This window comes from Cognatundibacterium luofuense, assembly GCF_018139685.1.
Lineage (GTDB): Bacteria > Pseudomonadota > Gammaproteobacteria > Burkholderiales > Burkholderiaceae_D > Undibacterium > Undibacterium luofuense.
Genome location: NZ_JAGSPN010000001.1, coordinates 101,842 through 128,106, shown reverse-complemented (window position 1 = coordinate 128,106; position 26,265 = coordinate 101,842). Strand labels below are relative to the sequence as shown.

The window sequence follows — 26,265 nt, the reverse complement described above, 5'->3', positions numbered from 1 at the left end:
AAAACCGTACTTATGATTGGCGGTAGTCAGCACCTTCGAACAAGTCCAGTTCAGGGTTTTAATACACCTATCAGCTTTTGCAATGGCATTTCACCCCCTGAGCGGTATCACCGAAGAGTCTTTCTAAATCCTCACGATAACGATTTTGTACAGGTCTGGCATGTATATGTCACCGATAACTATTTGTCCTCCAACTGTACGCTTACAAGAGACGAAATTTTAGAAGCTCTGGAGGACAAAGGTATTAAACCGCACTTTCCTTCTACGAGAACCTCTTGTTTTCAATGTGAATTACAAGTTCCGTTGGCGCTCCCGACACTAAGTGAAGGCTCTGCCTGATGCTAAAACTATGTCACAGCAGTTGGGAATAAAAGAAAAGTCTGAGTATTCGAATTTTCGCTATATTTGATACGGAAAATTCACCATTGATCCGGCGTCCCATTTTTTGCATTACTCAGAGCCGATTGTACAAATTTGCCTTTCCAAAGTTTCGTTGATTTTACGTCACCTTTGGGGAACCAAATTTCAGGGGAAGCTCATACGAGAAAATTCTACTTTTAGCGTCTGTTAATTTTCGAGTTGACTACTACAAGATCGAAAATTCCAATGCGGTACAAAATACGTCTTCCCACTCAAGGAGACTAGAAAATTCCCATCTGCATCAGTCGACAAAGAAAAGTGTTTCAAGTTTTTGACTTTACGCCATGGCAAATCATGAAAAAATGATAAAGACACTGAAATCCATTTCTCCTCAAATGTATCATCGCACTTCCCGCTTTCAAGAAGTCTAATCAATTCCGTCTCAAGCTGCTTGCGGCGAAGGAGAATTGTTTTTTGTGCATTTACCTGAATAACAAGATTTGTCGCATAACGTCTATTTAAGAATTTTATGAATCCGAAAATCGAGGCTTTTTGGCCAGGAGTTTTGAGTAGATAACTGTCTAACGTATTTTGTTTAGGTAATTTATTGCCTATTTTTTCGCAACTAGCTAACAACGATGCAGCAGGACGAAGTGCTAAGCGGGCAGATCTGATTGAGAGGCGACCTGCAGCGATCCTAGACTGTAGTTCCAAATTATAAGAATTCAGAATTTTTGCCGCTGTAGTTTCAATCGGAATAGAGGCCATGATAGCAGCGATACGACGGCGATCTGAAGCAATTTCACGCTCCATCGCATTAATGCTGACTTGCAACGTTTCTGACAACCAACGCATTGGGAGCCGGACGCGACGCAGGCCTTCCGCAGTGAAATGAACAAGAAGCTGCTCGTATGATGGAATTTTGCCCCAGCGTTTTTCAATCTCATAGAAAAATGGGAAGTAGCCATGAATAGTCAATGCTGCTTTTTTCGCTGGAATCTGCCCGATAAGCCAAACCCCAAATCTGTGAAATATCTCAACAAATTCCGGACTCGACAAACCTGCTTCGTCTATTTTTAGCCGCTTCAGGTACGTGTCTCTCCAATAACAATTCTCGCAGCGCTTTCCCCTTCCAGCCGGCATAAGATTACTGCAACAAGGACAAGTAACGAGGCCATCTCTCAAGCAGGCTAAGCATAGTTGCCTACCTTCTGGTGACTTTGAGAGACTTCTATAACGTCTACACTGCTGGCAAGTACCGCGCTTAGAAACAGGATGATCAAAGGGGTCGAGTGACTGATACACCTTCGACTCTGTTTGCACCTGTTTTGGCAGCTTCGGCGGCCGAAAATAGACTGAACAACTATTACACACTGGTCCAAACGGTGTAATCTTTCCGATCTTGTATTCGCCTCTTCCACAGCGTATGCAAGGAGCATCCTTGAAGCATTGCCAACATACCGCATGTTTGTCATTTTTGGGGAGTCGTGACATGACACCACACCGAGGACATTCACAGTGAACAAACATACGCTGGTAACATGTCCCACAAAATCGTCTGCCCGATTGAGTGCGATGCGCTTTTAGCATATTCCTACCGCATTCATCGCATTGCAGCTCAAGAGGTTGGTCGCGACTCATGGAAAACGTCGTATTTTCCGTTGTAAGCGCGCCCATTTATATAATACCGTTTGCTTTGATTTCGGCGCGGAAACTACTGCTATATTTGTGCTTCTGGAACGAGCGAGTTGCGGAATTTCTTGCACAATGTCGTGAATGTATTGTGGCAATATTTGCCATCCTTGCCGCAAGGACATACCCGTCAGTGAGTGAGCTAATACGGCACTTCGAAAGTGTTCTGGACCAGTTCGTATCAGTACGCCGACACTTTCAAGAAAGTTGGCGCGTTCAGATGTTGGCAGCATTTCGAAACCTAAACCAGTTATTGGTGGCTTTAGGCAAGAAACACTGGGCAACAAACTGGCAAGGCATTTCCTAACATTGGATGTTTGGTTTCGGGCAGTGAAGCGCAGGAGCATCAAGAGGTAACGTGCAAGAAAAAACCACTCGGTCGTTTTCAACTGATGAGCGCCATAAAATCCAGAGTTAGTAATTACAACATTGTCTGCGTACTCCTGAAACTCCAATGAAGACGCTGAAGCAGGCACCATCACCGCATCGCGTAAATCTCGCTTACAACTAGGACAAGTACTCATCAGATCCTGAGCACTTAATCGATTTGGCTCTATAGGCATATGGCAGTACCAGCAACGATCCCGCAGACAGATCTTGTGAATAGCGCAGCAAGTATGCCACGCCAGCCTCCATTGCACACGAAAGTATGGTCGGGTATCTGTAGCCAAGCAATGGGAGCAGTACTGCAATCCCCCATGTCGTTTTCGGTTGCGCGACCCTAGGGCAAGAAACCAGTACCAAATCGCCCTATCAGCCCTAATTTCCTGCCCAATTGCCTTTGCAATCGGCAAAAAAGATGCCGAATAGAATTCGTCATACTGAATCCCAGACTCCTGAACAAGCCTGGTAGCACACTCCTCGCTGACTCCTCGATCCAGATCAATTGTACAAACTCGCCATCCCGGCCAAAGATGACTAGCCAACACTAAGGGATCAGTTCCCTGCGCCAGGGCAGCTCGGACGAGCCACGTTGAAAATAGCTCGTCTTGCTCTATATTCACCGGAACAGGCCATCTGCTCGCTACCCTACCAGTTCCCGGATGCCACGTGTAGGCCTTAACCATGCTTTGCTTTCGACAATCGATTTGTCGATGTGTTCCTTCCCTGATTTAATTGCCTCACGTGCACATTCGACCAACAGCCGTTGAAGATTACCTGTATTTCCTTCGGAGATTGTGTGGAGCAATTTTGCGAGTTCAGGTGAGTGTAAATTTGAGCGTTGCCGCAATGGTAAAATTTTCTCAAACCCCGCTAGGAGCCGCTGGAAATCGGCGTTCAGCTCCCAAAGAGGCAAACTCAATACATCGAAGCGGCTTGCGTGCTGGGGATCGCTGTGTAAGACGCGTACTGCTTCGCGCGTGCCAACGCCCACAATCGGTATGGCGAGTTCGTTACACATAAGTTTAATGGCGTTCATTACCTCACGTTGCTTAACAGGTGACCCCGTTAACAACGAGTGAAATTCATCAATGACGAGCATACGCACATGGCATGAACGAAAGAGATGAATCACTTGATACCGCAGTTTCGATGTTGGGTCGGTTGCTCGATAAGGCGCAAAAAACTGTTCTAATATGGAGATATATAACCCTTTTTCATCCGCGCTTGGAGGTGCTTCAGCAACAATAACTGGCTTCACTGGTTCAGCATCTTCGTTCACATATCCTTGGCCACACAGAAGCCGAAATCGACAAATGATCGTAGTCTTTCCATTATTAGAATCACCAACGATTAATAAATTCGGCATTCTTGGCCTGTTTGGTTTTAGCAAAAGGCCTTGTAAAGTATCTAAAATGTGTTGTGCAACCTTATGACCGATCCAACGCGGCTGATCTAGAAAGCTCAAGCGCTCCGAATCGGTGAGACTCATTACATGGCGAAAATCTGGATGAATGTGCTCATACTCGTTCATGCGATATCTCCAAAATCTTGAATATCACCTTCAAGCAGCCCATCTGTCTCCAATATTGGAGCCGATTTCTTGGGTATTAAGGATACGTTCACTGTCTGAGCTGGGGAAATATTTTTAGCGTGCTCCTTCCTACGTTGAGCTTGACGCCGCGCAGTCTTTGTCTTTTCCATCGATTCGTCAACACGATTGCGTAATTCAGTAATCGCTCGGAGAATCTGATGCTCATCGACACTCGCAATTCCCTCTCTCCGAAGCTTTTCCCGCGCTTGCTGATACTCCCAAATACTCATCGATGGCAACGCCAAATCCGCAAGTGGGATTTTGTAGTAATGCTTTAGGGTCGGATCGAAAAACCATATCGAACTTATGTCGCGTGGATCTCTCCGGAAAATCAAATCCTTCTTTTTTTTGGTCTCAGGATCTTGGGCATTGATCCACGGACGGAGTGCTTCAGCGTAGTAGGTTAATCCGTCAATGGTTACACCAAATGTCTGTACCGTGCGACGAAAGAAAGGTAAAAAGTCTAGCAGGATTGCTAAGCTATTGGTTGGTCTTGACGGCACACCCACGCCTTGGATTTCCGCATTTCCGAAAATTCCTATTTCCCATTTACGTGTTGGAGACAAACCAATCGCCGAATGAAGACGTCGGTGATAAACCTTGCAGATGAGCGTCACTAACCATTCTTCGAATTCGGACTTAGTCATGGTTGCATGTTTTTCCGAATCATACCCATCACGTGCTTTAACAGACGAAAACGTTGTACCTGGTAGGCTGTGGATTTCACGTAACAAAGTACCTAACATACGTTCGATATGCCCCCCATATCTGGGTTGTTTCACAGGTCGGAATTCCAAACTAATTCCGTACATCAAACACGACTGCTGAAAATTGTTAGACCGAAAATCTGCACCGTTATCGACGTGAATAGTTTTTGGGATACCCCAAACGGGCCATTCCGCATCAACTTTATGTAACAGCATCCAATCTTCTTTCGGAAGAATAGAATGCGCAACACACATCGCCACAGATGTCTCTGACGGAGGATCAAAGGAAAGGTAATATCCTGTGACCATACGCGAATGGACATCGATGGCAAGTGTTATCCATGGTCGGCCTATTGGCTTTCTAAAAACGTCATCCACCAAAATAATGTCGGCAGGTGTGTGATCAATTTGCATTACAGCTAGCGGATAGTCCGCATTCGGAAAACTCCCTGGCGCTGGAAGAAACTTGTTTTTTGCTTGCTCTTTATAGCCGCGTCCCCGCAACTTCTCTCTTTCGGCAATTCTGGAAATCCTCGCACGTATTGCAGAAGAACCTGGCGCCTGAATTCCTTTTTCCTGGCACGCTCTGAGGACTTCGAGCACTGTTTTTTGCGCAGTTGGCCGTTGTGGAGTAAGGTAAAAGTTGCGGATAACCTGTTCGATCAATGCATCCGCATCTGCCCCAATTCGACTGTTACCTGCTTTCCATCCACGTTTTTGAGGAATTAATGCTGATACGACGCCGTATGCTCTGTACCTCTGGAGCCAACGATACAAAGTGGCCGGATCTACACCCGTCTCCTTACCACGCTGCTCGACTGCAATTCGACCAATATGCATTCTGTTTAACAGAGGTTTGATGGCAGCAAAACGTTCCTGAGCAATTCGCCAATCTTCGTCTGCGATTTGAGCCATATCGACATTGACCAACTGTGATACTTTTCCTTCACGGGCTAAAGGGCGCAAGTCTCCCAGACGCAAAGAAATACTACGTCCTGTCAAAACATCAACGCCAATTAAAGATTCAAAATCAAGAACCTGTGCAATCCGAAAGACATCTTCTCCACGTCGAACCAACATGCCAATTGCTACATCTACACGGTCACGAACAGGCTCAAATGCGTCATTAGGCATCGATACATCAGCGTTTTTATGCATGTGGTATCCACACTTGGGTAAATTCATTTAAGGGGTGAGAGACGTCACAATCAAGACGCCTCGTAGCAATTAATGACCAGATGTGTGCAATCCCCTCTTCACGATATATACCCATAAAATGTCTTGCGAGAAGATAGTGAACAGGTGTCGAACCCATATCCCGGACACTGGAAATTACAGCTTCGCTCTCTTCGCGCACAAAAGTCATGCGTTTGTAACGCTCCAAGAACCTCACGTTATGGAATACCTTGTCACGAATCCGAGACTCATCCACGATGTGAAAATTCCACCCTTGAGTGAGTGCATATTGGCGGGCAGCTTTCCACTTAGGCAACCACTCACGCCAGTGTTTGCGCCAGTCAGCCTCGGGCTTTACCTCCACTAACAAAGGCTTAGGATAATTGCAGTAATCTCTACTACCAAGCTTGTAGTAAACAAGGAAATCAGGTGTATAGACATAACTCTCTCCATTGAGGCATGTGAATGGCACTCGTATTGGCTGAGGGATGATGTCAAGAACATCGACAAAGAACTCTGCTCGTATCAAAAAATCTCTTTCGAGTGTCGATTCAAAAGGAATTGAAGTTTCACACCGAAATGGATAAACACCTGAGACACTTCGGCGCGTTGGTTTAATCTTTCGAGTCTGTCGTGGCAAAGCTTCGTCGCAACTATTTCCATTCGTCTTGGGATCAGTCGCATCTAATTTACCAATTTCTGTCGGATAAATTTCCAAAATAATGTCCTAAGTAATTGAAATTTGAGGTGATCTGTCGCATTTATTTGAGAATATCACAGTGGCAGCACACCGCGTCCCGGAGAAATCTCTCTGGCCCATCAGGGTGTGTTGTTTTTAGATGAGTTGCCGGAGTTTGACCGCAAGGTGCTGGAGGTATTACGTGAACCGCTGGAATCCGGCCGGATTCATATTTCGCGTGCGGCAAGGCAGGCAGAGTTTCCGGCACGGTTTCAACTGATTGCAGCGATGAACCCTTGTCCCTGCGGTTATCACGGCCATCCGACTATCGTTTGCCGCTGCACACCGGATCAGATTCACCGTTATCAGGACAAAATCTCCGGCCCGTTACTAGACCGTATCGACCTGCAAATTACCGTACCTGCGCTCAGCCATGATGACTTACTGAAACAAGCGGACGGCGAACACAGTGCAACGATACGTCAGCGTGTACAACAGGCGGCGCAACGCCAGCAACAACGACAAGGCAAACCGAATCAGTTGCTCAGCAGTCAGGAACTGGACACGTTTTGCCAGCCGGATGCCACCGGACTGCAGTTATTGCAGCAGGCGATGAAGCAATTCCAGTGGTCCGCCCGCAGTTGCCACCGTGTTCTGAAACTGGCGCGCACCATTGCCGATCTGGCCGGTCAGGATCAGATCAGCAACCGTCATCTGGCGGAAGCCATTCAGTACCGGCGGGTACTGAAACAAAATACCTGATCAGCATTTGTACAGCTTTCGGACGCCCCTGTGTTTATCCTGCAAACACTTGATTGCGTCCCTCGGCCTTTGCTCTGTACAGCGCAATATCACAACGGCGAAACCAGCTTTCCACGGATTCGCCTTTTTTCAGTTCTGCCACACCAAAACTGGCGGTGACGATACCGACCGGCACCAGTGCCTCGGCGCAAATCGCTGCACGCAAATGTTCTGCAAGCACCATGCATTGCTGCAAATTCGTATGCTGGGTCAGCACGACAAATTCTTCGCCACCCCAGCGAAACACCATATCAGAGGCGCGGGTCGCATTCCGAATCAATCTGGCAACATGACGCAGGACTGTATCACCAGCCTGATGTCCGAAAACATCGTTAATTTTTTTAAAATGATCCAGATCGACCAGAATAATCGACAGTGCTTCATCGAATTGGTTAAAGCGTTCCGCAACAGAGGCAAAACTGACTTCAAACTGCTGCCGGTTGTGCAGCCCGGTCAGACTGTCTGTAGCGGCGAGACTGGTAAGTTCATCATTTTTTAATGCCAGCGTCCGGATCAGCATCTCTTTCTCAGATAATAAGGAATGCGTACGCCGTTCTGCCTCCCGCTGCGCAGTGATATCGGTGTGATGCCAGATCCTGCCACCGGTCTGGCCATCCAGCATCATAGGAATAAAATCCCGTAAAAACGTTTTGCCATCCCGCATTTGCACTTCTTCACCGCGCACCGGCGCACCCACCGTAACGATGTCTTTAATCCTCTGCAATTGCATCGCGGGGTTTTGATATTTACCGAGTATCAGTTCGAGAATTTCAGCCGACGTTTTACCGACACATGCCGCAGGCGATATGTTCAGATCAAATAAATCACAAAATGACTGGTTCACAAGACAGCTCACCCCCTCCGGCAAGATTACCAGCACACCGGAGTACAGATTTGCCAGAATCAGTTCATACAACTGCTGATCACAGCGCTGAGCAGAGTCTTTGTGTCTAATGTCGGGATTGACCATGTTGCATATTCAGTCATATAAAAACCGGTATTGCCCGGATACTGTATTGCGTTCACGCTGATGACAGTAAAAATTGGCGAGTTCCCGATGAAAACATTCACTGCCGGAGAGAAATATCCCGTAGTAAATACCTGCTCACTGATACTACGCCGCAGTATCCGGAGCGTCAAACGTGACTAATCAGCACAGAAAAAATCGTTGGGAAATTTTGCAATTGATGACAAATACGCCAACAGGACACAACACAAAAATCCTTCTCCGAAGGCAACTGGTATCAGAAAAACAGACTGAAAGTATTTTTCCGAAAGACTGCCATTGCGGCTATTGATTTACGGTGTACTGACCTGACATATGGCGCACACAGCTTTGTCGTTTGATCGGGCTGGATTTTTGATTGCTCACCGGAGGTCATATGTCGCCGCAAGAAACGCAAATGTTGCAGAATTTTCTGGATCAGCTGATACAGGTAAAAGGGACGGTCAAAGACCAGCAGGCGCAGACCATGATTCAGGATGCTTACGCGCGCCAGCCGGATGCAGCCTATTTGCTCGTGCAGAAAGCTTTGCTGATGGATCAGGCACTCGCCAATGCAAACCGGCAGATTGCGGATCTGCAGGCGGAAGTACGGGAACTACGTGCTCAGGTGCAAACCGGTAATAGCGCATCACAAAGCGGTTTCCTGAACAGTGCTTCCGGTGGCTGGGGTAACAGCGCACCGGCACGCACGCTGAACACTGCGGCAGTACCGGCGCAGGTCATGCAGGCGGCACCTGCACAAGTGATTCCCCAACAAGCTCCTGCAACAGGCGGTTTTTTCTCGAATAACAGCGGCATGCTCGGCAATATTGCATCGACAGCGGCAGGTGTGGCGGCAGGTGCATTTTTGTATCAGGGCATCAGTCATATGTTCGGCAGCCAGAACAGCAGCAACCACAATGCGCTGTCAGATCAGTCCGGTGCTGCGCAACTGAGCAATAGTCAGGGTGAATTTATTCCCGGTTATTTCAGTCAGCCGCAAAACGACAGCTCTCCGCTGGAGCCGGTCGATACGCCTGTCAGCAGCGATTTTGCAGCGGATGACAGTTACGGTGATGATGATCTGATCTGACCCGTCCCGCACACGGGGGACACAGTTACTCACAGCTGTTTGCAGAACGTCACTTTTCAGCACGTTCTGCAAACTGGTGTTACGTGAATAGAACAAATCTTCCGGTTCTGCAATCCACGTTATGCAGAATTCATTGTATGCTCCGGCATGAAGTTTCATTCAGGAGCATTCATGTTGCCGGTTCACCGCTTACGATTTCAGCACTGCCTGTCAGTTAGTCTGTTCTGCCTGCTGGCCGCCTGCAGTACCCCGCCTAAACAAGAAACAGTCAGCCTGCCACCGGCAGGAAAAGTCTTTGCGCAATCCAATGTACGAACGGATCTGCTGCTGAACCGCCTGAGTTTCGGTGCAAACTATTCCTCCTATCAGCAAGTACTCGCCGTAGGGCCTGACCGGTATCTGGATCAGCAATTGCGGGCGCGGCACAGTATCCTGCCCGGTCCGATACAAGCACAGATCGACAGCATGAGCATCAGCAAAATACCGGCTGAAGCCCTGGTGCGGCAAATGGAAGCACAACGCGTCGAATCCGAACGCCAGAAAGGAACGGACGATACACTGCGCAAAGCATATCAGCAGGAAATGAACCGGCTGGCACGCGAAGCAGCGTCACGCAGCTTGCTGCGCGCTGTATATTCAACGAACCAGTTGCAGGAACAAATGACATGGTTCTGGATGAATCATTTCAGTATTTTTTCCGGCAAACACAATATCCGCGCCATGATCGGCGATTTCGAGGAAAGTGCAATCCGGCCGCATGCACTGGGCAATTTCCGCGACTTGTTACGTGCGACGGTCTATCATCCGGCGATGCTGCGTTATCTGGATAATGAATATAACGCTGTTAATAAAATTAATGAGAATTATGCCCGCGAATTGCTTGAGCTCCATACGCTGGGTGTCAATGGTGGTTATACGCAAAAAGATGTACAGGAGCTGGCTCGTGTATTAACCGGTGTGGGCGTTAACATGCAAGCCCATCCTGAAGTACCGAAACTGCGTCCGGAAGCAGCGAAGCTGTTTGTACGAAAAGGCTTATTCGAATTTCATCCGCAGCGACATGATTTCGGCGACAAGGTAATACTCGGCCATACCATACGCGGGCGTGGCCTTTCCGAAACGGATGAAGTGATTGATATGCTGAGCCGTCATCCGGCGACCGCACGTTTTGTCAGTACAAAACTGGCGCAGTTTTTTGTTTCCGCACAGCCTGGCGAAGCGCTGATCAGCACGATGTCATCTGCTTTTCTGCGCTCTGACGGCGACATTCCTTACACACTGCGCACCATGTTTGACAGCGACGAATTTATTCGTTCACTCGGCAAACAGTTTAAAGATCCTTTGCACTATGTTGTCTCTGCACTTCGTCTGACTTATGACGGCAGCAATATTGTGAATACAGCGCCAGCGCTGAACTGGCTGAATATGCTCGGTCAACCGTATTTTGGTCGTCAGACACCGGATGGCTATTCACTGGCTGAAAGTGCATGGTCCAGCGCGGGACAAATGAGCACGCGCTTCGATCTGGCACGCATTCTGGCAAACGGGAATGCCAACCTGTTCCGGGCTGAGGGTCAGAGCAGCGCAGAGAAATTTCAGGCTCCGACATTATCCAATGCCAGTTGCATCAAAAACATGATGCCTTTTCTGAGTAATGAAACGCAGCAGGCGCTGGCACAAGCGAAAAATACGACCGAATGGAATCTGCTGTTTCTGGCATCGCCGGAAATGATGCATCGCTGAAAAGGAAGGAACGTACCATGGACAGACGTCAGTTTTTGCAGGGAATGGGCGCTTTCGCAGCGACTGCAGGCATCAGTAGCAGCGTAATGGCAGCATCTGCAGATCAGCCGCGTTTCTTGCTGGTTTTTCTGCGTGGTGGTTATGATGCCAGTCATTTGCTGGTGCCGGTTTCCAGCAGCTTCTATTATGAATCTCGCCCGAATATTGCCATTCCCAGACCTTCCGACAAACCTGATTCAGCGCTGGTACTGAACACTGACTGGGGACTGCATCCGGCATTGCGCGAAACCATGTTCCCTCTGTTTCAGCAAGGAGAACTGAGCTTTATTCCTTTTGCTGGCACCGATGATTTATCACGCAGTCACTTTGAGACTCAGGACAGTATTGAACTGGGGCAGGCATTGAACGGAAAACGGGACTTTCATTCCGGATTTCTGAATCGTCTGGCTGCACTGATTCAGCCTCAGCAAACTATGCCGTGTATGGCATTTACAGATCAGTTACCACTGATTTTTCAGGGGGGCGCCAAAGTCGCTAATTTGGCACTGAAAAATCCTGCAAAAATGCAGATCGATCAGCGGCAAAGTCATCTGATTCGTGAAATGTATTCAAAAAGTAGACTGCAGGATGCCGTCAACGAAGGCTTTAATGTACGTGCCGATGTGATGCGTGAGTTACAGGAAGAAATGAATTCGGCTAACCGCAACGCAATCAGTACGAAAGGTTTTGCACTGGAAGCGCAACGCATCGCACGCCTGATGCGCGAAAAATATGCGCTTGGCTTCATTGACGTCGGCGGCTGGGATACCCATGTTGATCAGGGCAGCAGCAAAGGCGCGCTGGCAAACAAATTTGATGAACTCGGTAAAGGTTTGCAAACCTTCCGTGATGAGATGGGCGGTCAGTGGAAAAATACCACTGTGGTTGTCATCAGCGAATTCGGGCGTACTTTCCGCGAGAATGGCAAACGAGGAACAGATCATGGTCACGGCTCGGTTTACTGGGTACTGGGTGGCAGCGTGAATGGCGGAAAAATTCTGGGTGATCAGCAACAACTGACTGCATCCACGCTGTTTCAGAACCGGGATTATCCTGTGCTGAACGAATACCGTGCTGTGCTGGGTGGATTGTTTGCACGCATGTACGGCTTATCCGGAACACAGGTATCGCAGGTCTTCGGCGGTGTCCGTCCGCGCGATTTAAAACTGATCTGATAACGACTTACCGTAAATCCGGCGGAATCACCAGCGGCAGATCGACATAAAACCGTGCGCCGCCACCTTCCGCCGGCGTTGCATTATAAAACCCGATATCTCCGTGCAACTGACGCACAATCATTTTCGAAATCGCCAGTCCAAGCCCGGTACCACTCTGACTGCGGGTATCGGAAGCATCTGCCTGAGAGAATTTTTTGAATATCCGTTCCTGGAAATTTTCAGGAATGCCGGGACCGCTGTCGGCCACAATAATCCGTATCATCTGATCAGCCCACGCCAGTGCATACACCCTGACCTGAGAACCTTCCGGAGAAAATTTGCAGGCATTTGAAATCAGATTAGCCATCACTTGCTGGAAGCGACCGGTGTCAACACTGAGCCAGCGCTCCTGCAGGCTGTCTGAGCCCATGCCAGCATCGGTGTCCATCACCAGCTCAACCGACATACTCTGTGCCAGTGCCTGATTTTGCTGAATTGCCATTTCCAGCAGTGGAAACAATGCACAATCTTCGTAGATAAATTCCATTTTGCCGGCTTCCATTTTCTGCAAGTCGAGCAAATCATTAATCAGGCGGGTCAGGCTCTCACTGTTTTTCTGCGCGATGTTCAGCAAAGGCATCATGGCCGGTGGTAAGCCCGCGACTGCACCGCCGCCCAGTAAGCCGAGTGCACCACGAATTGCCGTCAGCGGTGTGCGTAACTCATGGCTGACGGTCGAAATAAATTCGTTTTTCATCCGCTCAATTTTGCGGCGCTCGGAAATATCCCGCACGATGATAATCAGCTTGCGTTTGCCTGCCAGCGTATATTCGCTGATAGAAAATTCTGCCGGAAAAGGCGTTCCGTCCAGGCGTGTGGTTTCCGCTTCAAGGCGCACGCGACCGGAAGTCAGGAAATCACTTTCCTTCATCGCATTTGCGAGCAACTCTGCCTGACCGGGAAATGCCATACGCAATGCATCAACATTTTCAGCATGCATTTCGGCGAAGCCAAACAATTCAATGGCGACCGGATTCATTGCTTCAACTTGTCCGGTTTCATCCACCATAACGATGCCGTCCGCCGCATTCTGGAAAATAGCCTGCAGGCGGTCGGAACTTTCCTTGATCGCTTTTTGCTGCTCCGTCAGGTTAATCAGCAATTCATTTTGTTTCAGATTAATTTTGTCGGCATCGCGTTTCAGGTCCGTCATGACCTGCATATCGCGTTCACGTTGCAGGAACAGATTAATCAGCATATAAAATGCAATGATGACGGCAATCACCGCGCCGACGGCAACGCCAGCAATCGAAAAACTCGTTTTCTTCCAGTCTTCCAGATAAAAATCTTCATCCACTGCGAAGCTGAGTATCAGCGGATATTTTTCCAGTGACTGCACTGCAACCATTTGAGTTGTGGCTGCCTTTTGTTCTGTCTGCGCAGCGCCATCGCTGACAATCACGCCGGATCGCTGATTTTTATCGTGTATCAGTTGAAACGCGCTGCCAGCGGTATTTTTTTCGCCCATCACAGCATCATTTTCAGGCCAGCGTGCCAGATAGGTGAAATCGGTGCGCATCAGCGATATCGTCGCCCGGCCACTCATACTGAGTTTTTCATAGAAATTGGCGTAAAACTCCGGCGACAAGCCCAGAATGACCACACCGATAAATTCGCCGTCACTGCCATTCAGCCGGTAACTCAGGAAAAACATCCATTTGCCGGTGGATTTACTGCGCACAGGATTGCTGAGATAAATACCAAGCGTCGGGTTATCTCTCTGCATCAGAAAGTAATCGCGGTCATACAAAGAGTATTCGGGTGCAGGAAACTGACGTGATGTGCTGATCGTATTACCGTTAACATCCAGCACAGAGATCACATCAATCGCCGGAAACAGTTCGACTTTGTCCTTCAGGAACAAATGAAAATCATAGGTCGCCAGTTTAGCGCTCAGATAGTCGGCGCTGACGCTCCAGCGATCCTGAATTCTCTCTGCAATACTGGTAATTGCAGAGTAGGCAAAATCCATTTGCTGAGATGTGTTTTCCGCCAGCACTACGCTGTAAGTGTCTGCCTGCTTTTCCCACTTACCGATTTCCTGCAAACGTAAAGTCCAGATGAACACCACCGTGCCGGCGATAATCGACAGCACCAGACCTGTTGCAAAGATTCTGGCGATACGGCTGGTTCGTAATCCGGCTAATTTCATCATTCAGTTATCGGGGTTCAAGCATTTTTTAATCGCGATTGTCTGTTCCGGCTTTTCACCGGAGCCTTTGTCAGTCTGAAGTATCCTGCACCGGCGCAATGCAATAATGTGCAGCCCCGGCATATGTACTCAGTAAGCGTTGCTGACTATCGTCCGGGATTTGCGGTACGAAACCCAGTTTTTGCCAGAACGCCAGTGTATCCTGTACAGACACCAGCGCCAGGCCAGTTAAACGATTTGCTCGTGCGTACTGATGCGCATGATCGAGCAAACGCGCTGCGACGCCGCCGCCGCGCCAGCGTGGATGCACCGCCATATCATGCAGATACAGCACATCCGCTGGTACAGTATGTACAAACGCTTCGCCAAGTGCTGAAATTTTGTTCCGCTGACTACGGTAAGCAACCAGATATGCGCCAACACCCGACATATCCTCTGCGACCCATGACGTATCTGCCACATGTTGCCAGCGCTGCAGAATCAGATCCGCGGATTCCACCATCTGCGGGACGTAACAGGCTTGCTGCACAGAATAAACCGCACTGACGTCATTCGACTGCATTGCCCGGATGCGCTGATCCGGGATGTTTTCCTTTACAGACATGCCTTACTTTTTCGATTTCGCAGATGCTGATTCGGATGCGGACGCAGACGCGGACTCGGATGCTTCTGCCGATGGCTCTGGCTTCGGTGGCGGCGGTTCGTTCGGCGCGATTTCCGGCTTCACGACATCGATTTTGTTTTCGCGCATGTAATCATTCATTTCTTTCCAGCCTGCATAGACGGCAGCACGGGAGGCATCCGGATTCAGCGCATAACAGTCTTCAATTGCGCGTCCGGCATGACGGCAGGCGCTTCCTGTTGCTTTGGCATCTGATTCTTTACGCGCAGCTTCTTTTGCCGGATCTGCCAGCCCGATACGCTCGCAGGCTGTCAGGCCCAGCAACATCAGCAAAACAATTCCTGTCCGCATCGAAAGACTTAACATGATGGATATCCGGTAAAAATACGTACTTTAAAATGTGAATCCGGTACATCTGTACAACTGAACACACATGTATGCAGTGACTGTTGCTTCTGCCATATGGGATGATAGCAGCAAGGTATCTGTTTGAAAGAGTGCAAGCCGCTTTGTTCCCGTTTTTCACTGCGGTTTCTGATACAGATTGAACGCAACGCTGTTGATCCGGGCGGTTCTTTTCACGTTAAACAGGAAAACAATGATCCAGATTCACTTTATGCGCCTGCGCAGCTTGCTTGTCGGGATAATGACCCTGCTTGTTTTATGCGCATGCCAGCCATCGCTGAACTGGCGGGAAATTCACGATACGGACGGCCATTTTCGCATCATGATGCCGGGCAAACCCGCCAGCGCATCACGGGACATCGTACTTTCCGGTATTCCCTGCACGATGCAAATGCGCGGTGTCACGGAAGAAGGTCTGACTTTCACTGTAGGCTGGATCGAAGCGCATGATGCACAGCAAACCGGCTTGCTGTGGCAAGCCATGTTACAGGGAATGCTCAGTAATATCGGGACCACAGTTCCGTCGGGTACCGCACCGGGGACAATTGTCCGCGCTACCGGAAAAACACCACAGGGAACCGATATTGCAATGCATGCGCGCTTCCTGATTCAGGATAACTACGTGTATCAGATTGTGGTCACCGGTCCTGTTAAACAGCTGGATACCGCAGTCAGCGATCATTTTTTGCAATCTTTTACACGCGATCTGAGCAAAAATCCTCCCGCGCAGCCCTAAGGTGTGGGAAAGGGCAACAGACCGCCCTCCCCAATTAACACAATACGGATTATGATGGATCACAGGTACCGGTGCTTCAGCGTCGCCCTGCGACGGTCTTTTATTCTGCGATTGCAGCTGAACAGCCCGATACCGCATTTAGTCAGAATCTTTTGAGGAGGGCCTACCATGCTGGTGACATTTCAATCCAAAGCTGCAGCAGAAATAACCATGTACAAAGAACATGCCCGCCGCATTCTGGAACTGATACATAAAGATGTTGACCGCGGCGTTATCACACCGGCAGAACTGCCGGATGCGATCCGTACACTGGAAGCCGCCGTTACAGACAGCCGTATGCATCCTGTATCGGATGAAGTCACCCGTGATGTGAAAGCACATCACAATGATGAAACAGACGACAACGAACATGAACAACCTGAGCCGGTCAGCTTCGCAACCCGGGCCTACCCTGTTCTGGAAATGCTGCATGCGGCACATAAAATGCAGCGTGAAGTCTTGTGGGGAGTCTGAAACATGCAGCCGGCTGCGGCAATTCAGCATCAGTATCTTTGTGCTGACAGCGTTCCGCTGCATGTCACCGACTATCCCGGACCTTACAGCGGTGATAGCAATGACCGGGGTATCGTGCTGCTGCATGGTATTGGTGAACACAGCGGACGTTATCTGACGGTAATACGTTTTTTTCGCGAACTCGGTTATTCAGTGCGCTGCTTTGATCACCGTGGTCACGGTAAATCCGGTGGTCAGCGCGGCGATACCCCGTCAGATTCGCAGATGCTGGAAGATGCTGCAGGCATCATCAGGGAGTTTGCGCAACAACTTCCTTCGCCACCCATGCTGTTCGGACACAGTATGGGTGGCTTGCTGACCTGCCGCCTGCTGGCTGAACCGGAATTGCCGGTATCAGGTGCAATCTTGTCCGCTCCGGCACTGGCGCTGTATATGCCATTCTGGGGGCAACCGGTTCTTCGTCTTTTACTGAAACTGGCACCGGGACTGGGTCTGCCGAACGGATTATCGCTACCGCATTTATGCCATGACCCGGAAGTAATCCGTGCTTATCAGCGTGATCCGCTGGTGCACGATAAAATTTCTGCACGTTTGTTAAGCAGTATGCTGGTCGCCATACGGGATTGTCATCAGCAGGCGTCAAGTTTGCGAGTACCTGTTTTAATGATGATTGCCGGAGCAGATAAACTGGTGGATCCGGCTGGCAGCAAAGCCTTTGCCGCTGCAGCTCCGCAGGAACTGATCAGCGTTTGCCGTTATCCGGAAGCATTTCACGAAATTCTGAATGAGCCATTGCCAAACCCGGCATGGGCTGACATACGACACTGGCTTACCCGTCAGTCGTCGCAGGTTTTCTCATCATTGCAGCAACGCGCCTGAGCGGCAATGGTCTGCAGTGGTCTGTTCTGATCCGTTCAGGACAGAAAAACGAAACACCGCTATTCCTGCAGTGAAACGCAGTCTTTCATAGCAGCGGCAGGCAACTCACTGGTACACTAGCGCCCCGCGCCGGAAACCGGTTCCGCTGTTCCGACGATACTTTCCGGTAAAACCGGTCAACACCCAGTCAGATTGTATGCAAGATACCACGCGAAAAACATTAAGCCTGTCCTCTCCCCGTCCGCAACGTACGCGTTCCGCGACACGTCCTTACGCCGGTACACGTCCGTCTGTGCCTGAAAAACCGGCACCGGAACTCACCGATGTCCGCGCAGATTCGCTCGCCTATGCATTAAGCGGCGCTGCGCAGGCGATTGCAGCGGTACTGGAAGGTACGGCATTGCCGCAGGCGCTGACCGATATTTTCACTCGCTTGCAGGCAACACCGCAGGCACGCGGTGCCATTCAGGATATTGCTTACCGCAGTATGCGCCAGCTCGGACGTACCGAAGCTTTACTGCAGATTATGACCAGCAAAAAGCCGGAACCTGTACTGCTGTACGGACTGCTGTGTGCCTCACTTACGCTGCTGATGCGTGAAGGCGATCAGGAGCTGGCTTACGAACCGTTTGTCGTCGTCGATCAGGCTGTCAGCGCAGCAGCATCGAGCAGTCATATGGTGTTTGCGAAAGGCATGGTAAATGCCGTATTACGGCGCTTCCTGCGCGAGCAGGACGAGTTAATGCGCCTGGTTGTAAAGCAGCCGGCCGCGCGCTGGAATTACCCGCAATGGTGGGTTGATCAGGTTCGCAGTGCTTACCCTGCACAATGGGAAACCATACTCGAAGCCGGTAATCACCAGCCACCAATGACGCTGCGTGTGAATCAGCGCCTGACTGACTGTGACAGTTATCAGCAACAACTGGCTGCCGCCGGACTGGAATCCGTCAAAATAGGCCCTTCCGCACTGAAACTGCTGCGGCCGGTACCGGTACAGCAAATTCCGGGCTTTGCCGAAGGCATGTGTTCTGTGCAGGATGCAGCAGCCCAGCTGGCTGCACCTTTGCTGGATGTACAGAATGGAATGCGGGTACTGGATGCCTGCGCGGCACCCGGCGGAAAAACCTGTCACTTACTGGAACTGGCCGACCTGGATCTGACCGCCCTGGATGCGGACGCCGTGCGTCTGGCCCGTGTTCATGACAACTTACAGCGATTGCAGCTGAAAGCCCGCGTTCAGCGTGGCGATGCCAGCCGCAGCGACTGGTGGGATCAGCGCCCTTACGACCGCATTCTGGCAGATGTGCCCTGTACTGCCTCCGGCGTCGTACGCCGTCACCCCGATAGCCGCTGGCTGCGCCGTAAGACAGATACTGCCCAGTTAGCCGCTTTATCTGCCCGTATCCTCGACAATTTATGGCGCATGCTGGCACCGGGCGGAAAAATGCTGATGGTGACCTGCTCTGTGTGGCCTGCAGAATCAGAGGCGCAAGCCGCTGCATTCGCTGCACGCCATCAGGTAATCCGGCTGGATGCGCCGGGACAATTGCTGCCGGAAACCGGAAAAACGTCCGATACACACAACGAACATGACGGCTTATTTTATGCTTTGTTTCAGAAACCGGAACAAAGCTGACGGAAACCGCGGGCTTCACGTTATGATTGAATATCGTTTTTCTGACATGTTTCTTAACTGCTTTGCATGACTTCCGGAGTTCTGGCGCTACTACGACGCTTTGTCTTACCCGGCCTGTTGATGCTGGCAACGCTGGTAGCGATCGTGCCTGCTGTTTCTGCAGCAGAAGCCGAAGTGACTTCTGCGAAAGTGGAAGCCACTGAAGATGGCTACCGGCTGAATGCCAGCTTTTCATTTGAACTGAATCACGGCCTGGTCGACGCGATCACAAAAGAGATTCCCCTGACGTTTACGACAGAGGTGGAAGTCACGCGCTCACGCTGGTACTGGTTTGATGAGAAAACCGTTCGTGTGGCGCAGTCCGTACGCATCGGTTACAACCCCTGGACTCGTCAGTACACCGCTACCACCAATAACGGCCTGCAACAGAATTTCAGTACGCTGGATGAAGCGCTGATTCTGGTGCAGCGTCCGCGCCGCATTTTACTGGCAGATAAAAACAGCCTGACCTCAGGCGCGTTGTATAACGTTGCCGTGAAACTCAAGCTGGATCTGAGTTATCTGCCCAAAACCTTTCTGATTGCCGCAATCAATAACAGTGACTGGCGGGTTTCATCCGACTGGAAACGTTTTACCTTCAGGGCAGAATAGCAAGTGACACGATTTTTAAGATATGCCCTGATTATCGGCGGTGCGTTAATGAGTATTTTGCTGTTCTTACTCACCACCGCTTCTGACAATTCCGCCCGCTTCGAACCTTATTATAAATGGCTGTTAGCCGCCAATATCGCCGTGGCACTGGCCTTGCTGGCCCTGATTGTGATGCTTTTATGGCGCTTATTCAGCCGCTACCGTAACCGCGAATTCGGTTCGCGTCTGATGACCAGACTGGTATTGTTATTCGCACTGGTCGGTATTCTGCCGGGTTCGGTGATTTACGTTGTGTCAGTCAACTTTGTGTCGCATTCGATCGAATCCTGGTTCGACGTTAAGGTCGAATCTGCGATGGAGTCCGGTAAAAATCTTGGCCTCAGCGCAATGGAATTTCTGCTCGCCGACCTGCAGGCAAAAGCACGTGACATGGCAAGCGACCTGTCCGCTCCCTCCGACACTCCCCTCAGCATACAGTTATACCGCCTGCGCGAAAAAGCGCTGATTCAGGATGCTGTTATCGTCAACAGCCGCGGTCGTGTTGTCGCGAGCTCCAGTCAGAATGCCGGACTGATTCCTGAAGTACCGACGCCGGATATGCTGCGTCAGGCGCGCAGCGGACGCATGTACGCTGCCATTGATGAAAAACCGGCCGATCCGGACACGACTAATGCCACGTCCCAAAATGGTGCAAAACGCCCGGTACTGGCACAGGAACCGGCAAAGTCCTTGCGCACGCGCGTCGTGATTCAGTTGCACAGCACCGACTATTCCCTGTCGATGAACCGTGATTCCTATTATCTGCAACTGATCCACCCGGTGCCGGCAAATATCGCACTGCAGGCGGAAGCCGTACGCAGTGCCGCCAGTGAGTATCAGGTTCGTTCGCTGGGGCGCAGCAGTCTGAAGACCATGTATGTGTTCACCCTGACACTGACGCTGCTGGTTTCGGTGTTTGCAGCGATCACCAGCGCATTCTTTATTTCCGGCCAGCTGGCACGTCCTTTGCTGCTGTTGGCAGAGGGAACCAAAGCGGTGACTGAGGGCGATTTTTCGCCGCGTCCGATTATTTCGACACCGGATGAACTGGGCGGTCTGACTCAGTCATTCAACACCATGACCCGTCAGCTGCTGGATGCCCGCACGGCGGTGGAGCGCAACCGATCTGAGCTGGAAAACGCCAAAGCTTACCTGGAGTCAGTACTTGCCAACATGTCTGCAGGTGTGATGGTACTGGATGAACAGGGGCATCTGGTGACCTGTAATGAATCGGTAGAGCGGATTCTGCAGCGCCCGGTGGAAGGGGAAGTCGGTAAGGCATTGCATGAAATTCCGGGACTGGATCAGTTTGCAGCAGCGATTGATAAAGCATTCGCAGAGCAGCAAATGGATGATGGTAATGCGGCTGGTAAGCAGGAACACTGGCAGCAGCAAATTGAAATTCCGCGTCCGGATGCAGAGCCGCAGGGCGAAAAGCCAGCTGATGCGATGCCGAATAATGTGGCACAGAACATCACGCTGCTGGCGCGCGGATCGCATTTACCGGTAGGCGCTGGTGAAGGTTATGTGATCGTGTTTGACGATATCACCAAGGTGATTTCAGCACAGCGTTCGATCGCCTGGGGTGAAGTGGCACGACGTCTGGCACATGAAATTAAAAATCCGCTGACACCGATCCAGCTCTCGGCAGAACGGTTGCAGATGAAACTGGAAGAAAAGCTCAGTGAAACCGATGCTGCCATTCTGCGCAAAGGCACGACCACCATCGTGAATCAGGTCAGCTCGATGAAACGGATGGTCGATGATTTCCGCGATTACGCGCGCACACCGCCGGCAGTATTGTCGCAACTGGATCTGAACGCGCTGATTGATGAAGTGCTGCACCTGTATCTGGCCGGTGACGGTCGCGACATCATCCGCCTGTCGCTGGCAGCCGGTATGCCAAAAATCATGGGAGATGCGACACAGTTGCGGCAAGTCATCCACAACCTGCTGCAAAACGCGCAGGATGCGATTGGCGAACGTACCGATCAGACCAGCGCGCCGCGTATTGATGTCTGCACTGAACTGGTGCGTATGCAGGGAAAAAATCAGGAAGCGCAACTTGGTGTGCGTTTGCTGATCACGGATAACGGACCGGGTTTTTCCAGCAAAATTCTGGCGCGCGCCTTTGAACCTTACGCAACTTCCAAGCCGCGTGGTACCGGTCTGGGATTGCCAATGGTCAAAAAGATTATTGATGAGCACGGGGGCAGAATCGATATTCAGAACCGTACCGATACAAACGGTGCAAAAGTATCGATTTTGCTGTTAAAGTTAGCACCGGATTCCAGTCCGCAAGACGGTGCGATTCCAGCCTGACCGGAGCAATACAACATCCGGCAGGGATAAAAACAAAACCACAGGGGCAGTAATAGGGTAAATTTATGGCGAATATTCTGGTCGTAGATGATGAAATGGGTATCCGGGAATTGCTTTCGGAAATCCTGGGGGACGAAGGACACGTAGTACAACTGGCTGAAAATGCACAGCAGGCACGTGCGGCACGGCTGGCGGAAAAACCGGATCTGGTGTTACTGGATATCTGGATGCCGGACACCGATGGCGTGACATTGCTGAAAGAATGGCAGCGCGACGGTTTGCTGAGCATGCCGGTCATCATGATGTCCGGTCATGCCACCATTGATACCGCCGTGGAAGCCACCCGTATCGGTGCGCTGAATTTCCTCGAAAAACCGATTGCGTTGCAAAAGCTGCTGAAAGCCGTTCAGCAAGGTCTGACCCGCACACCGGAACCGGCACGTCCGGCTGTCCCGGCGATGCGCGTACTGACACCGGAGCCAGTCAGCTCCGTCAACAGCATTGGCGCCGTCAGCACACAGTTTGATAACCGTGGTTATCCTGCCGTTGCTGCCGCACCGGTACAACCGGCAGCAGCCTCGCCTGCCAGCCAGTTTGCCAGTCTGTCATTTGATCTGCCATTGCGTGAAGCCCGTGATGCGTTCGAACGTATTTACTTCGAATACCATCTGCATCGCGAAAGCGGCAGCATGACCCGCGTTGCGGAAAAAACCGGTCTGGAACGTACCCATCTGTATCGCAAACTGAAACAGCTGGGCGTGGAATCGGTCAAATACTCCAAACGCGGCGAATAAACTTGCAGGCAGTTTCACCCGTACCGGTCACCATCGTGACCGGTGCAGATTATGCGGCGCGGGAACAAGCGATTGCTACCGCGATCGCATCGTTTCCCGATTCTGCACACGCCGTTCTGCTCGAAGGATTACCGCAAGGTAATGCTTTGTTGCATCCGTCTGCACAGATAGCATTACAACGAATCGCACCCGGCTGCATTTGCTGTGCCGGACAACTGACCCTGAAAGTCAGCCTCAACCGCTTACTGCGCCCGCGCCCCGCCCGTTTGTGGCTGGCCATGGCCAGCAGCGCCCATTATGACTCGCTGTGCGAATTGTTAAAGAATGCACCATACAGCGAGATCCTGCTGGCGGACCAGCATATTTCCCTCTAAACTGAATTTACGGTAAAGCCTGCCGTCTCCTGCCCGTCCGCGACTGCACCGCTCCGGATGCAGCGGTCATCCCCGGGAAGGAGGTACGCGTTCCAGACTTGAAAACTGGCGTTTTCAACATATGTCGACTTCGAAGCATGTGTCAGATAGAAAGGGGACGTACCATGAATCTCATCTATAACAGTGATCACTACAGTGTGGTCGAATACGGCGCTGATACCGATCATGAAGCACTGCGTTTCGGTGGCTATGAAATCACTGATAAAACCTTCCGTAAAGAATGGTTTATCGCCGGCATGTCTGCCCTGAATTTCCGCTATGAAGTGTCTGAACTGATTTCTTCTGATCCGAGCATGGAAGAAATTGATGAATTTCTGGCCCAGCATACCGGTATGTCTTCTCAGCCTTTGTTCCTGCATTAACACGCCGGCCCGGCACTATAGCGGCCGGGCCATATCCGCCATCAGCGCAGCACTATAGCTGCGTACCCGGCACCCTGTTAAGGTGATGTTTTCTCTGTCTGCGATCTGAATTTGCATACACAATGAACCATTACCCGACTTTTTTTGCTGCCGCACCGACAACGATCTGTCGTTGCGCTATGGTTACTTTGCATTTGCGGAGCCGCCTGTGCTGAACATCATCAGCACCGTTCAGGCGCTGCAGACAATAGATGCTGCCGCACCGGCCGTGCTGGTAACGGTGCTGCACACCCGTGGCTCGGTGCCGCGCGCAGCCGGAACCCGTATGCTGATCACGGCTGAACAGTGCTATGACACCATAGGCGGCGGACACCTGGAATGGCGTGCGATGGCAGAGGCTCGCTTGTGGCTGCATGAACGCAGTGCTGATACGGCTCAGCGCGAACGCCATCTGGATCTGACGCTGGGCGCCAGTCTCGGTCAGTGTTGCGGCGGTGCTTTGCAATTACGGCTGGAACGGGTGGATTTCTGGACTGCCGCCGAACGCGCACAGCGTCTGCAAGACATGTACGCTGAACAGCAGGCGCAGACACCGCTGTATCTGTTTGGCGCAGGTCATGTCGGGCAGGCGCTGGTACAGGTACTTCAAGCGGTGCCGGGGCGCATAGTCTGGATTGATGAGCGCGAACATTTGTTTCCGGCGCAGCTGTCGCCGCAGGTGCAGTGTGAAGCAACCGATATCCCCGAAGCCCTGATTGCAGCCGCTCCGGCCGGTGCAGAATTTCTGGTGATGACGCATCATCACGGACTGGATCTGCGTCTGTGCGAGCACATCTTGCGCCGCGATGATTTCGCCTGGTTCGGGCTGATCGGTTCTGCCACCAAACGCGCCCGCTTTCATTCGCGTCTGCGACAAGCCGGTATCTCCGCATTACAACTGGCACGCATGACCTGTCCGGTCGGCATTCCCGGCATTCCCGGCAAGGAACCGGGCGTGATCGCAGTGGCGATTGCTGCACAATTATTGCAAGCACGGGCAATGCGCCCTACACTTGCGCCCTCGTTAAACCTGCCGGAGTCTGAACATGCAAGCCGCTGACCGCGCCTTTATTCTGGGAATACCCAAAGCTGAACTGCATCTGCATATCGAAGGTTCGCTGGAACCGGAAATGATGTTTGCACTGGCACGCCGCAATCAGGTTGCGCTGCCATACGACAGCGTGGAAGCAATCCGCGCCGCCTACCAGTTCACCGATCTGCAATCGTTTCTGGATTTGTATTACGCCGGTGCTGCTGTCCTGCAGACTGAACAGGATTTTTACGATCTGACCCGCGCGTATATTGATCGTGCCATTGCTGACAATGTGCTGCACGCCGAAATCTTTTTCGACCCGCAAACCCATACTGCACGCGGCATTGCGATCACCACCGTGTTTGCCGGTATCGCACGCGCGCTGCGTGAAGCACGTGAGCAGCGTGGTTTTTCCTCGCGCATGATTCTGTGCTTCCTGCGCCATCTGAGCGAAGACGACGCGATGAGCACGCTGGAATCGGCACTGCCGCTGCGCGAAACCTACGCCGATCTGTGGAACGGCGTCGGGCTGGATTCTTCAGAACTCGGCAATCCGCCGGAAAAATTCGCGCACGTGTTCACGATTGCACAGGCGATGGGTCTGCACATCGTCGCCCATGCCGGTGAAGAAGGGCCGCCAGCCTATATCTGGGGCGCGCTGGATGAGCTGGGTGCAGAACGGATTGATCACGGCGTACGCGCCGAAGAAGATCCGGCGCTGATGGAAAGGCTGATTCAGGAGCAAATCCCGCTGACCGTCTGCCCGCTGTCGAATCTGAAGCTCTGCGTGGTCAAAGACCTGCGCCAGCACAATCTGAAACGCATGCTGGACGCCGGTGTCTGCGTCACCATTAATGCCGACGATCCGTCTTACTTCGGCGGCTACGTCAACGATAACTTCATCGCCTGCGCCGAAGCAATGCCGCTGACCCGCAGCGACCTGCTGCAACTGGCAGCCAACAGCTTCAAAGCCAGCTTCGTCGATGACAGCCAGCGCGACACATGGCTGCAAACCCTGCGCAGCTACGCCAGTCAACACGGCGTCGACGCCAGCTTCTGACGCACACTGCGCTCAGCACACTGACTGAGCCTCGCCTGCATCGCTTTTCATCTGATCTTTACCCCCTGTTTTTCGAAAAATCAGGGGGTATCCGCAAAAATCGCACCATTGTCGGCGTCAA

General features: G+C 51.2%; 23 protein-coding genes and 2 pseudogenes. 15 read left to right on the top strand and 10 right to left on the bottom strand.

The annotated features are described in order from the left end of the window. Positions 1-567: 567 nt before the first annotated feature. From KDM89_RS00575 to KDM89_RS00555, 6 genes and pseudogenes are all read right to left on the bottom strand, one after another. Positions 568-1,419: a hypothetical protein gene (locus tag KDM89_RS00575; protein WP_212686018.1), complete on the bottom strand. Its 852-nt coding sequence runs from the start codon at positions 1,417-1,419 to the stop codon at positions 568-570. A 578-nt stretch (positions 1,420-1,997) separates the two neighbouring features. Next, entirely contained in the window at positions 1,998-2,576 is a 579-nt protein-coding gene (locus KDM89_RS22335; RefSeq protein ID WP_230427599.1) for a hypothetical protein, read from the bottom strand. Positions 2,577-2,654: 78 nt separating this feature from the next. Further along, positions 2,655-3,119 (bottom strand): annotated as a pseudogene (locus KDM89_RS22945) (TniQ family protein); the annotation flags it as partial. Continuing rightward, positions 3,077-3,967, bottom strand: a complete 891-nt coding sequence (locus KDM89_RS00565; RefSeq protein ID WP_212686016.1) for a TniB family NTP-binding protein — start codon at positions 3,965-3,967, stop codon at positions 3,077-3,079. The pseudogene KDM89_RS22945 and the gene KDM89_RS00565, both read right to left, overlap by 43 nt. Next, positions 3,964-5,892 (bottom strand): Mu transposase C-terminal domain-containing protein, encoded by a 1,929-nt coding sequence (locus tag KDM89_RS00560; RefSeq protein WP_230427598.1) that lies wholly within the window; start codon positions 5,890-5,892, stop codon positions 3,964-3,966. The genes KDM89_RS00565 and KDM89_RS00560 overlap by 4 nt, the downstream gene beginning before the upstream one ends. After that, on the bottom strand, positions 5,885-6,628 hold the full coding sequence (locus KDM89_RS00555; protein ID WP_230427597.1) for a TnsA endonuclease N-terminal domain-containing protein: 744 nt from the start codon (positions 6,626-6,628) through the stop codon (positions 5,885-5,887). Before KDM89_RS00555 ends, KDM89_RS00560 begins: the two co-directional genes overlap by 8 nt. Positions 6,629-6,691: 63 nt before the next feature. Here KDM89_RS00555 and KDM89_RS00550 point away from each other — a divergent pair. Further along, positions 6,692-7,351 (top strand): annotated as a pseudogene (locus tag KDM89_RS00550) (ATP-binding protein); the annotation flags it as partial. A gap of 34 nt (positions 7,352-7,385) precedes the next feature. On the opposite strand, the gene KDM89_RS00545 reads toward KDM89_RS00550, so the two are convergent. Further along, the gene (locus tag KDM89_RS00545) at positions 7,386-8,360 is read right to left on the bottom strand and encodes a sensor domain-containing diguanylate cyclase (protein WP_212686015.1); all 975 of its coding nucleotides are present in this window, start codon (positions 8,358-8,360) and stop codon (positions 7,386-7,388) included. A 412-nt stretch (positions 8,361-8,772) separates the two neighbouring features. Between KDM89_RS00545 and KDM89_RS00540 the strand changes: the two genes are divergently transcribed. From KDM89_RS00540 to KDM89_RS00530, 3 genes are all read left to right on the top strand, one after another. Then, positions 8,773-9,468: a DUF2076 domain-containing protein gene (locus KDM89_RS00540; protein ID WP_212686014.1), complete on the top strand. Its 696-nt coding sequence runs from the start codon at positions 8,773-8,775 to the stop codon at positions 9,466-9,468. Positions 9,469-9,639: 171 nt separating this feature from the next. Further along, entirely contained in the window at positions 9,640-11,211 is a 1,572-nt protein-coding gene (locus KDM89_RS00535) for a DUF1800 domain-containing protein (protein ID WP_212686013.1), read from the top strand. A gap of 17 nt (positions 11,212-11,228) precedes the next feature. Beyond that, entirely contained in the window at positions 11,229-12,425 is a 1,197-nt protein-coding gene (locus KDM89_RS00530; RefSeq protein WP_212686012.1) for a DUF1501 domain-containing protein, read from the top strand. Positions 12,426-12,432: 7 nt separating this feature from the next. On the opposite strand, the gene KDM89_RS00525 is transcribed toward KDM89_RS00530, so the two are convergent. The 3 genes from KDM89_RS00525 to KDM89_RS00515 all read right to left on the bottom strand — a co-directional run bounded on the left by KDM89_RS00525 (position 12,433) and on the right by KDM89_RS00515 (position 15,607). Beyond that, positions 12,433-14,622 carry an ATP-binding protein gene (locus tag KDM89_RS00525; RefSeq protein ID WP_212686011.1) on the bottom strand — a complete coding sequence of 730 codons (2,190 nt, stop codon included), beginning with the start codon at positions 14,620-14,622 and terminating at the stop codon, positions 12,433-12,435. Positions 14,623-14,689: 67 nt separating this feature from the next. Then, on the bottom strand, positions 14,690-15,223 hold the full coding sequence (locus KDM89_RS00520) for a GNAT family N-acetyltransferase (RefSeq protein ID WP_212686010.1): 534 nt from the start codon (positions 15,221-15,223) through the stop codon (positions 14,690-14,692). 3 nt (positions 15,224-15,226) lie between these two features. Further along, positions 15,227-15,607 carry a hypothetical protein gene (locus tag KDM89_RS00515; protein ID WP_212686009.1) on the bottom strand — a complete coding sequence of 127 codons (381 nt, stop codon included), beginning with the start codon at positions 15,605-15,607 and terminating at the stop codon, positions 15,227-15,229. 232 nt (positions 15,608-15,839) lie between these two features. Between KDM89_RS00515 and KDM89_RS00510 the strand changes: the two genes are divergently transcribed. The 11 genes from KDM89_RS00510 to KDM89_RS00460 all read left to right on the top strand — a co-directional run bounded on the left by KDM89_RS00510 (position 15,840) and on the right by KDM89_RS00460 (position 26,144). Beyond that, positions 15,840-16,382, top strand: coding sequence for a hypothetical protein (locus KDM89_RS00510; protein ID WP_212686008.1), 543 nt, complete (start codon positions 15,840-15,842; stop codon positions 16,380-16,382). Positions 16,383-16,550: 168 nt separating this feature from the next. Further along, positions 16,551-16,895, top strand: a complete 345-nt coding sequence (locus tag KDM89_RS00505) for a DUF1840 domain-containing protein (protein ID WP_212686007.1) — start codon at positions 16,551-16,553, stop codon at positions 16,893-16,895. A gap of 3 nt (positions 16,896-16,898) precedes the next feature. Further along, entirely contained in the window at positions 16,899-17,774 is an 876-nt protein-coding gene (locus KDM89_RS00500; protein ID WP_212686006.1) for an alpha/beta hydrolase, read from the top strand. A gap of 196 nt (positions 17,775-17,970) precedes the next feature. Continuing rightward, on the top strand, positions 17,971-19,410 hold the full coding sequence (gene rsmB, locus KDM89_RS00495) for a 16S rRNA (cytosine(967)-C(5))-methyltransferase RsmB (RefSeq protein WP_212686005.1): 1,440 nt from the start codon (positions 17,971-17,973) through the stop codon (positions 19,408-19,410). 66 nt (positions 19,411-19,476) lie between these two features. Then, entirely contained in the window at positions 19,477-20,061 is a 585-nt protein-coding gene (locus KDM89_RS00490) for a DUF4390 domain-containing protein (RefSeq protein WP_229793186.1), read from the top strand. A 3-nt stretch (positions 20,062-20,064) separates the two neighbouring features. Further along, positions 20,065-22,422, top strand: a complete 2,358-nt coding sequence (locus KDM89_RS00485; protein ID WP_212686004.1) for a sensor histidine kinase — start codon at positions 20,065-20,067, stop codon at positions 22,420-22,422. Positions 22,423-22,487: 65 nt separating this feature from the next. Further along, on the top strand, positions 22,488-23,216 hold the full coding sequence (locus KDM89_RS00480; protein WP_212686003.1) for a response regulator: 729 nt from the start codon (positions 22,488-22,490) through the stop codon (positions 23,214-23,216). Between the two features lie 2 nt (positions 23,217-23,218). Then, positions 23,219-23,590 carry a GTPase gene (locus tag KDM89_RS00475; RefSeq protein ID WP_212686002.1) on the top strand — a complete coding sequence of 124 codons (372 nt, stop codon included), beginning with the start codon at positions 23,219-23,221 and terminating at the stop codon, positions 23,588-23,590. Positions 23,591-23,754: 164 nt separating this feature from the next. After that, entirely contained in the window at positions 23,755-24,012 is a 258-nt protein-coding gene (locus tag KDM89_RS00470) for a BTH_I0359 family protein (RefSeq protein WP_189357834.1), read from the top strand. A 208-nt stretch (positions 24,013-24,220) separates the two neighbouring features. Beyond that, complete coding sequence (xdhC, locus tag KDM89_RS00465) at positions 24,221-25,111, top strand: xanthine dehydrogenase accessory protein XdhC (protein ID WP_329604590.1); 891 nt, start codon at positions 24,221-24,223, stop codon at positions 25,109-25,111. Beyond that, positions 25,098-26,144: an adenosine deaminase gene (locus KDM89_RS00460; RefSeq protein ID WP_212686001.1), complete on the top strand. Its 1,047-nt coding sequence runs from the start codon at positions 25,098-25,100 to the stop codon at positions 26,142-26,144. The genes xdhC and KDM89_RS00460 overlap by 14 nt, the downstream gene beginning before the upstream one ends. Positions 26,145-26,265 lie beyond the last annotated feature (121 nt).

What these genes read in the sequence shown, in the direction of transcription:
- KDM89_RS22335 (WP_230427599.1), bottom strand. Translation starts at nt 2,576, where the DNA reads ATGAGTACTTGTCCTAGTTGTAAGCGAGATTTACGCGATGCGGTGATG.
- KDM89_RS00565 (WP_212686016.1), bottom strand. Translation starts at nt 3,967, where the DNA reads ATGAACGAGTATGAGCACATTCATCCAGATTTTCGCCATGTAATGAGT.
- KDM89_RS00560 (WP_230427598.1), bottom strand. Translation starts at nt 5,892, where the DNA reads ATGCATAAAAACGCTGATGTATCGATGCCTAATGACGCATTTGAGCCT.
- KDM89_RS00545 (WP_212686015.1), bottom strand. Translation starts at nt 8,360, where the DNA reads ATGGTCAATCCCGACATTAGACACAAAGACTCTGCTCAGCGCTGTGAT.
- KDM89_RS00540 (WP_212686014.1), top strand. Translation starts at nt 8,773, where the DNA reads ATGTCGCCGCAAGAAACGCAAATGTTGCAGAATTTTCTGGATCAGCTG.
- KDM89_RS00535 (WP_212686013.1), top strand. Translation starts at nt 9,640, where the DNA reads ATGTTGCCGGTTCACCGCTTACGATTTCAGCACTGCCTGTCAGTTAGT.
- KDM89_RS00530 (WP_212686012.1), top strand. Translation starts at nt 11,229, where the DNA reads ATGGACAGACGTCAGTTTTTGCAGGGAATGGGCGCTTTCGCAGCGACT.
- KDM89_RS00525 (WP_212686011.1), bottom strand. Translation starts at nt 14,622, where the DNA reads ATGATGAAATTAGCCGGATTACGAACCAGCCGTATCGCCAGAATCTTT.
- KDM89_RS00520 (WP_212686010.1), bottom strand. Translation starts at nt 15,223, where the DNA reads ATGTCTGTAAAGGAAAACATCCCGGATCAGCGCATCCGGGCAATGCAG.
- KDM89_RS00515 (WP_212686009.1), bottom strand. Translation starts at nt 15,607, where the DNA reads ATGTTAAGTCTTTCGATGCGGACAGGAATTGTTTTGCTGATGTTGCTG.
- KDM89_RS00510 (WP_212686008.1), top strand. Translation starts at nt 15,840, where the DNA reads ATGATCCAGATTCACTTTATGCGCCTGCGCAGCTTGCTTGTCGGGATA.
- KDM89_RS00505 (WP_212686007.1), top strand. Translation starts at nt 16,551, where the DNA reads ATGCTGGTGACATTTCAATCCAAAGCTGCAGCAGAAATAACCATGTAC.
- KDM89_RS00500 (WP_212686006.1), top strand. Translation starts at nt 16,899, where the DNA reads ATGCAGCCGGCTGCGGCAATTCAGCATCAGTATCTTTGTGCTGACAGC.
- rsmB (WP_212686005.1), top strand. Translation starts at nt 17,971, where the DNA reads ATGCAAGATACCACGCGAAAAACATTAAGCCTGTCCTCTCCCCGTCCG.
- KDM89_RS00490 (WP_229793186.1), top strand. Translation starts at nt 19,477, where the DNA reads ATGACTTCCGGAGTTCTGGCGCTACTACGACGCTTTGTCTTACCCGGC.
- KDM89_RS00480 (WP_212686003.1), top strand. Translation starts at nt 22,488, where the DNA reads ATGGCGAATATTCTGGTCGTAGATGATGAAATGGGTATCCGGGAATTG.
- KDM89_RS00470 (WP_189357834.1), top strand. Translation starts at nt 23,755, where the DNA reads ATGAATCTCATCTATAACAGTGATCACTACAGTGTGGTCGAATACGGC.
- KDM89_RS00460 (WP_212686001.1), top strand. Translation starts at nt 25,098, where the DNA reads ATGCAAGCCGCTGACCGCGCCTTTATTCTGGGAATACCCAAAGCTGAA.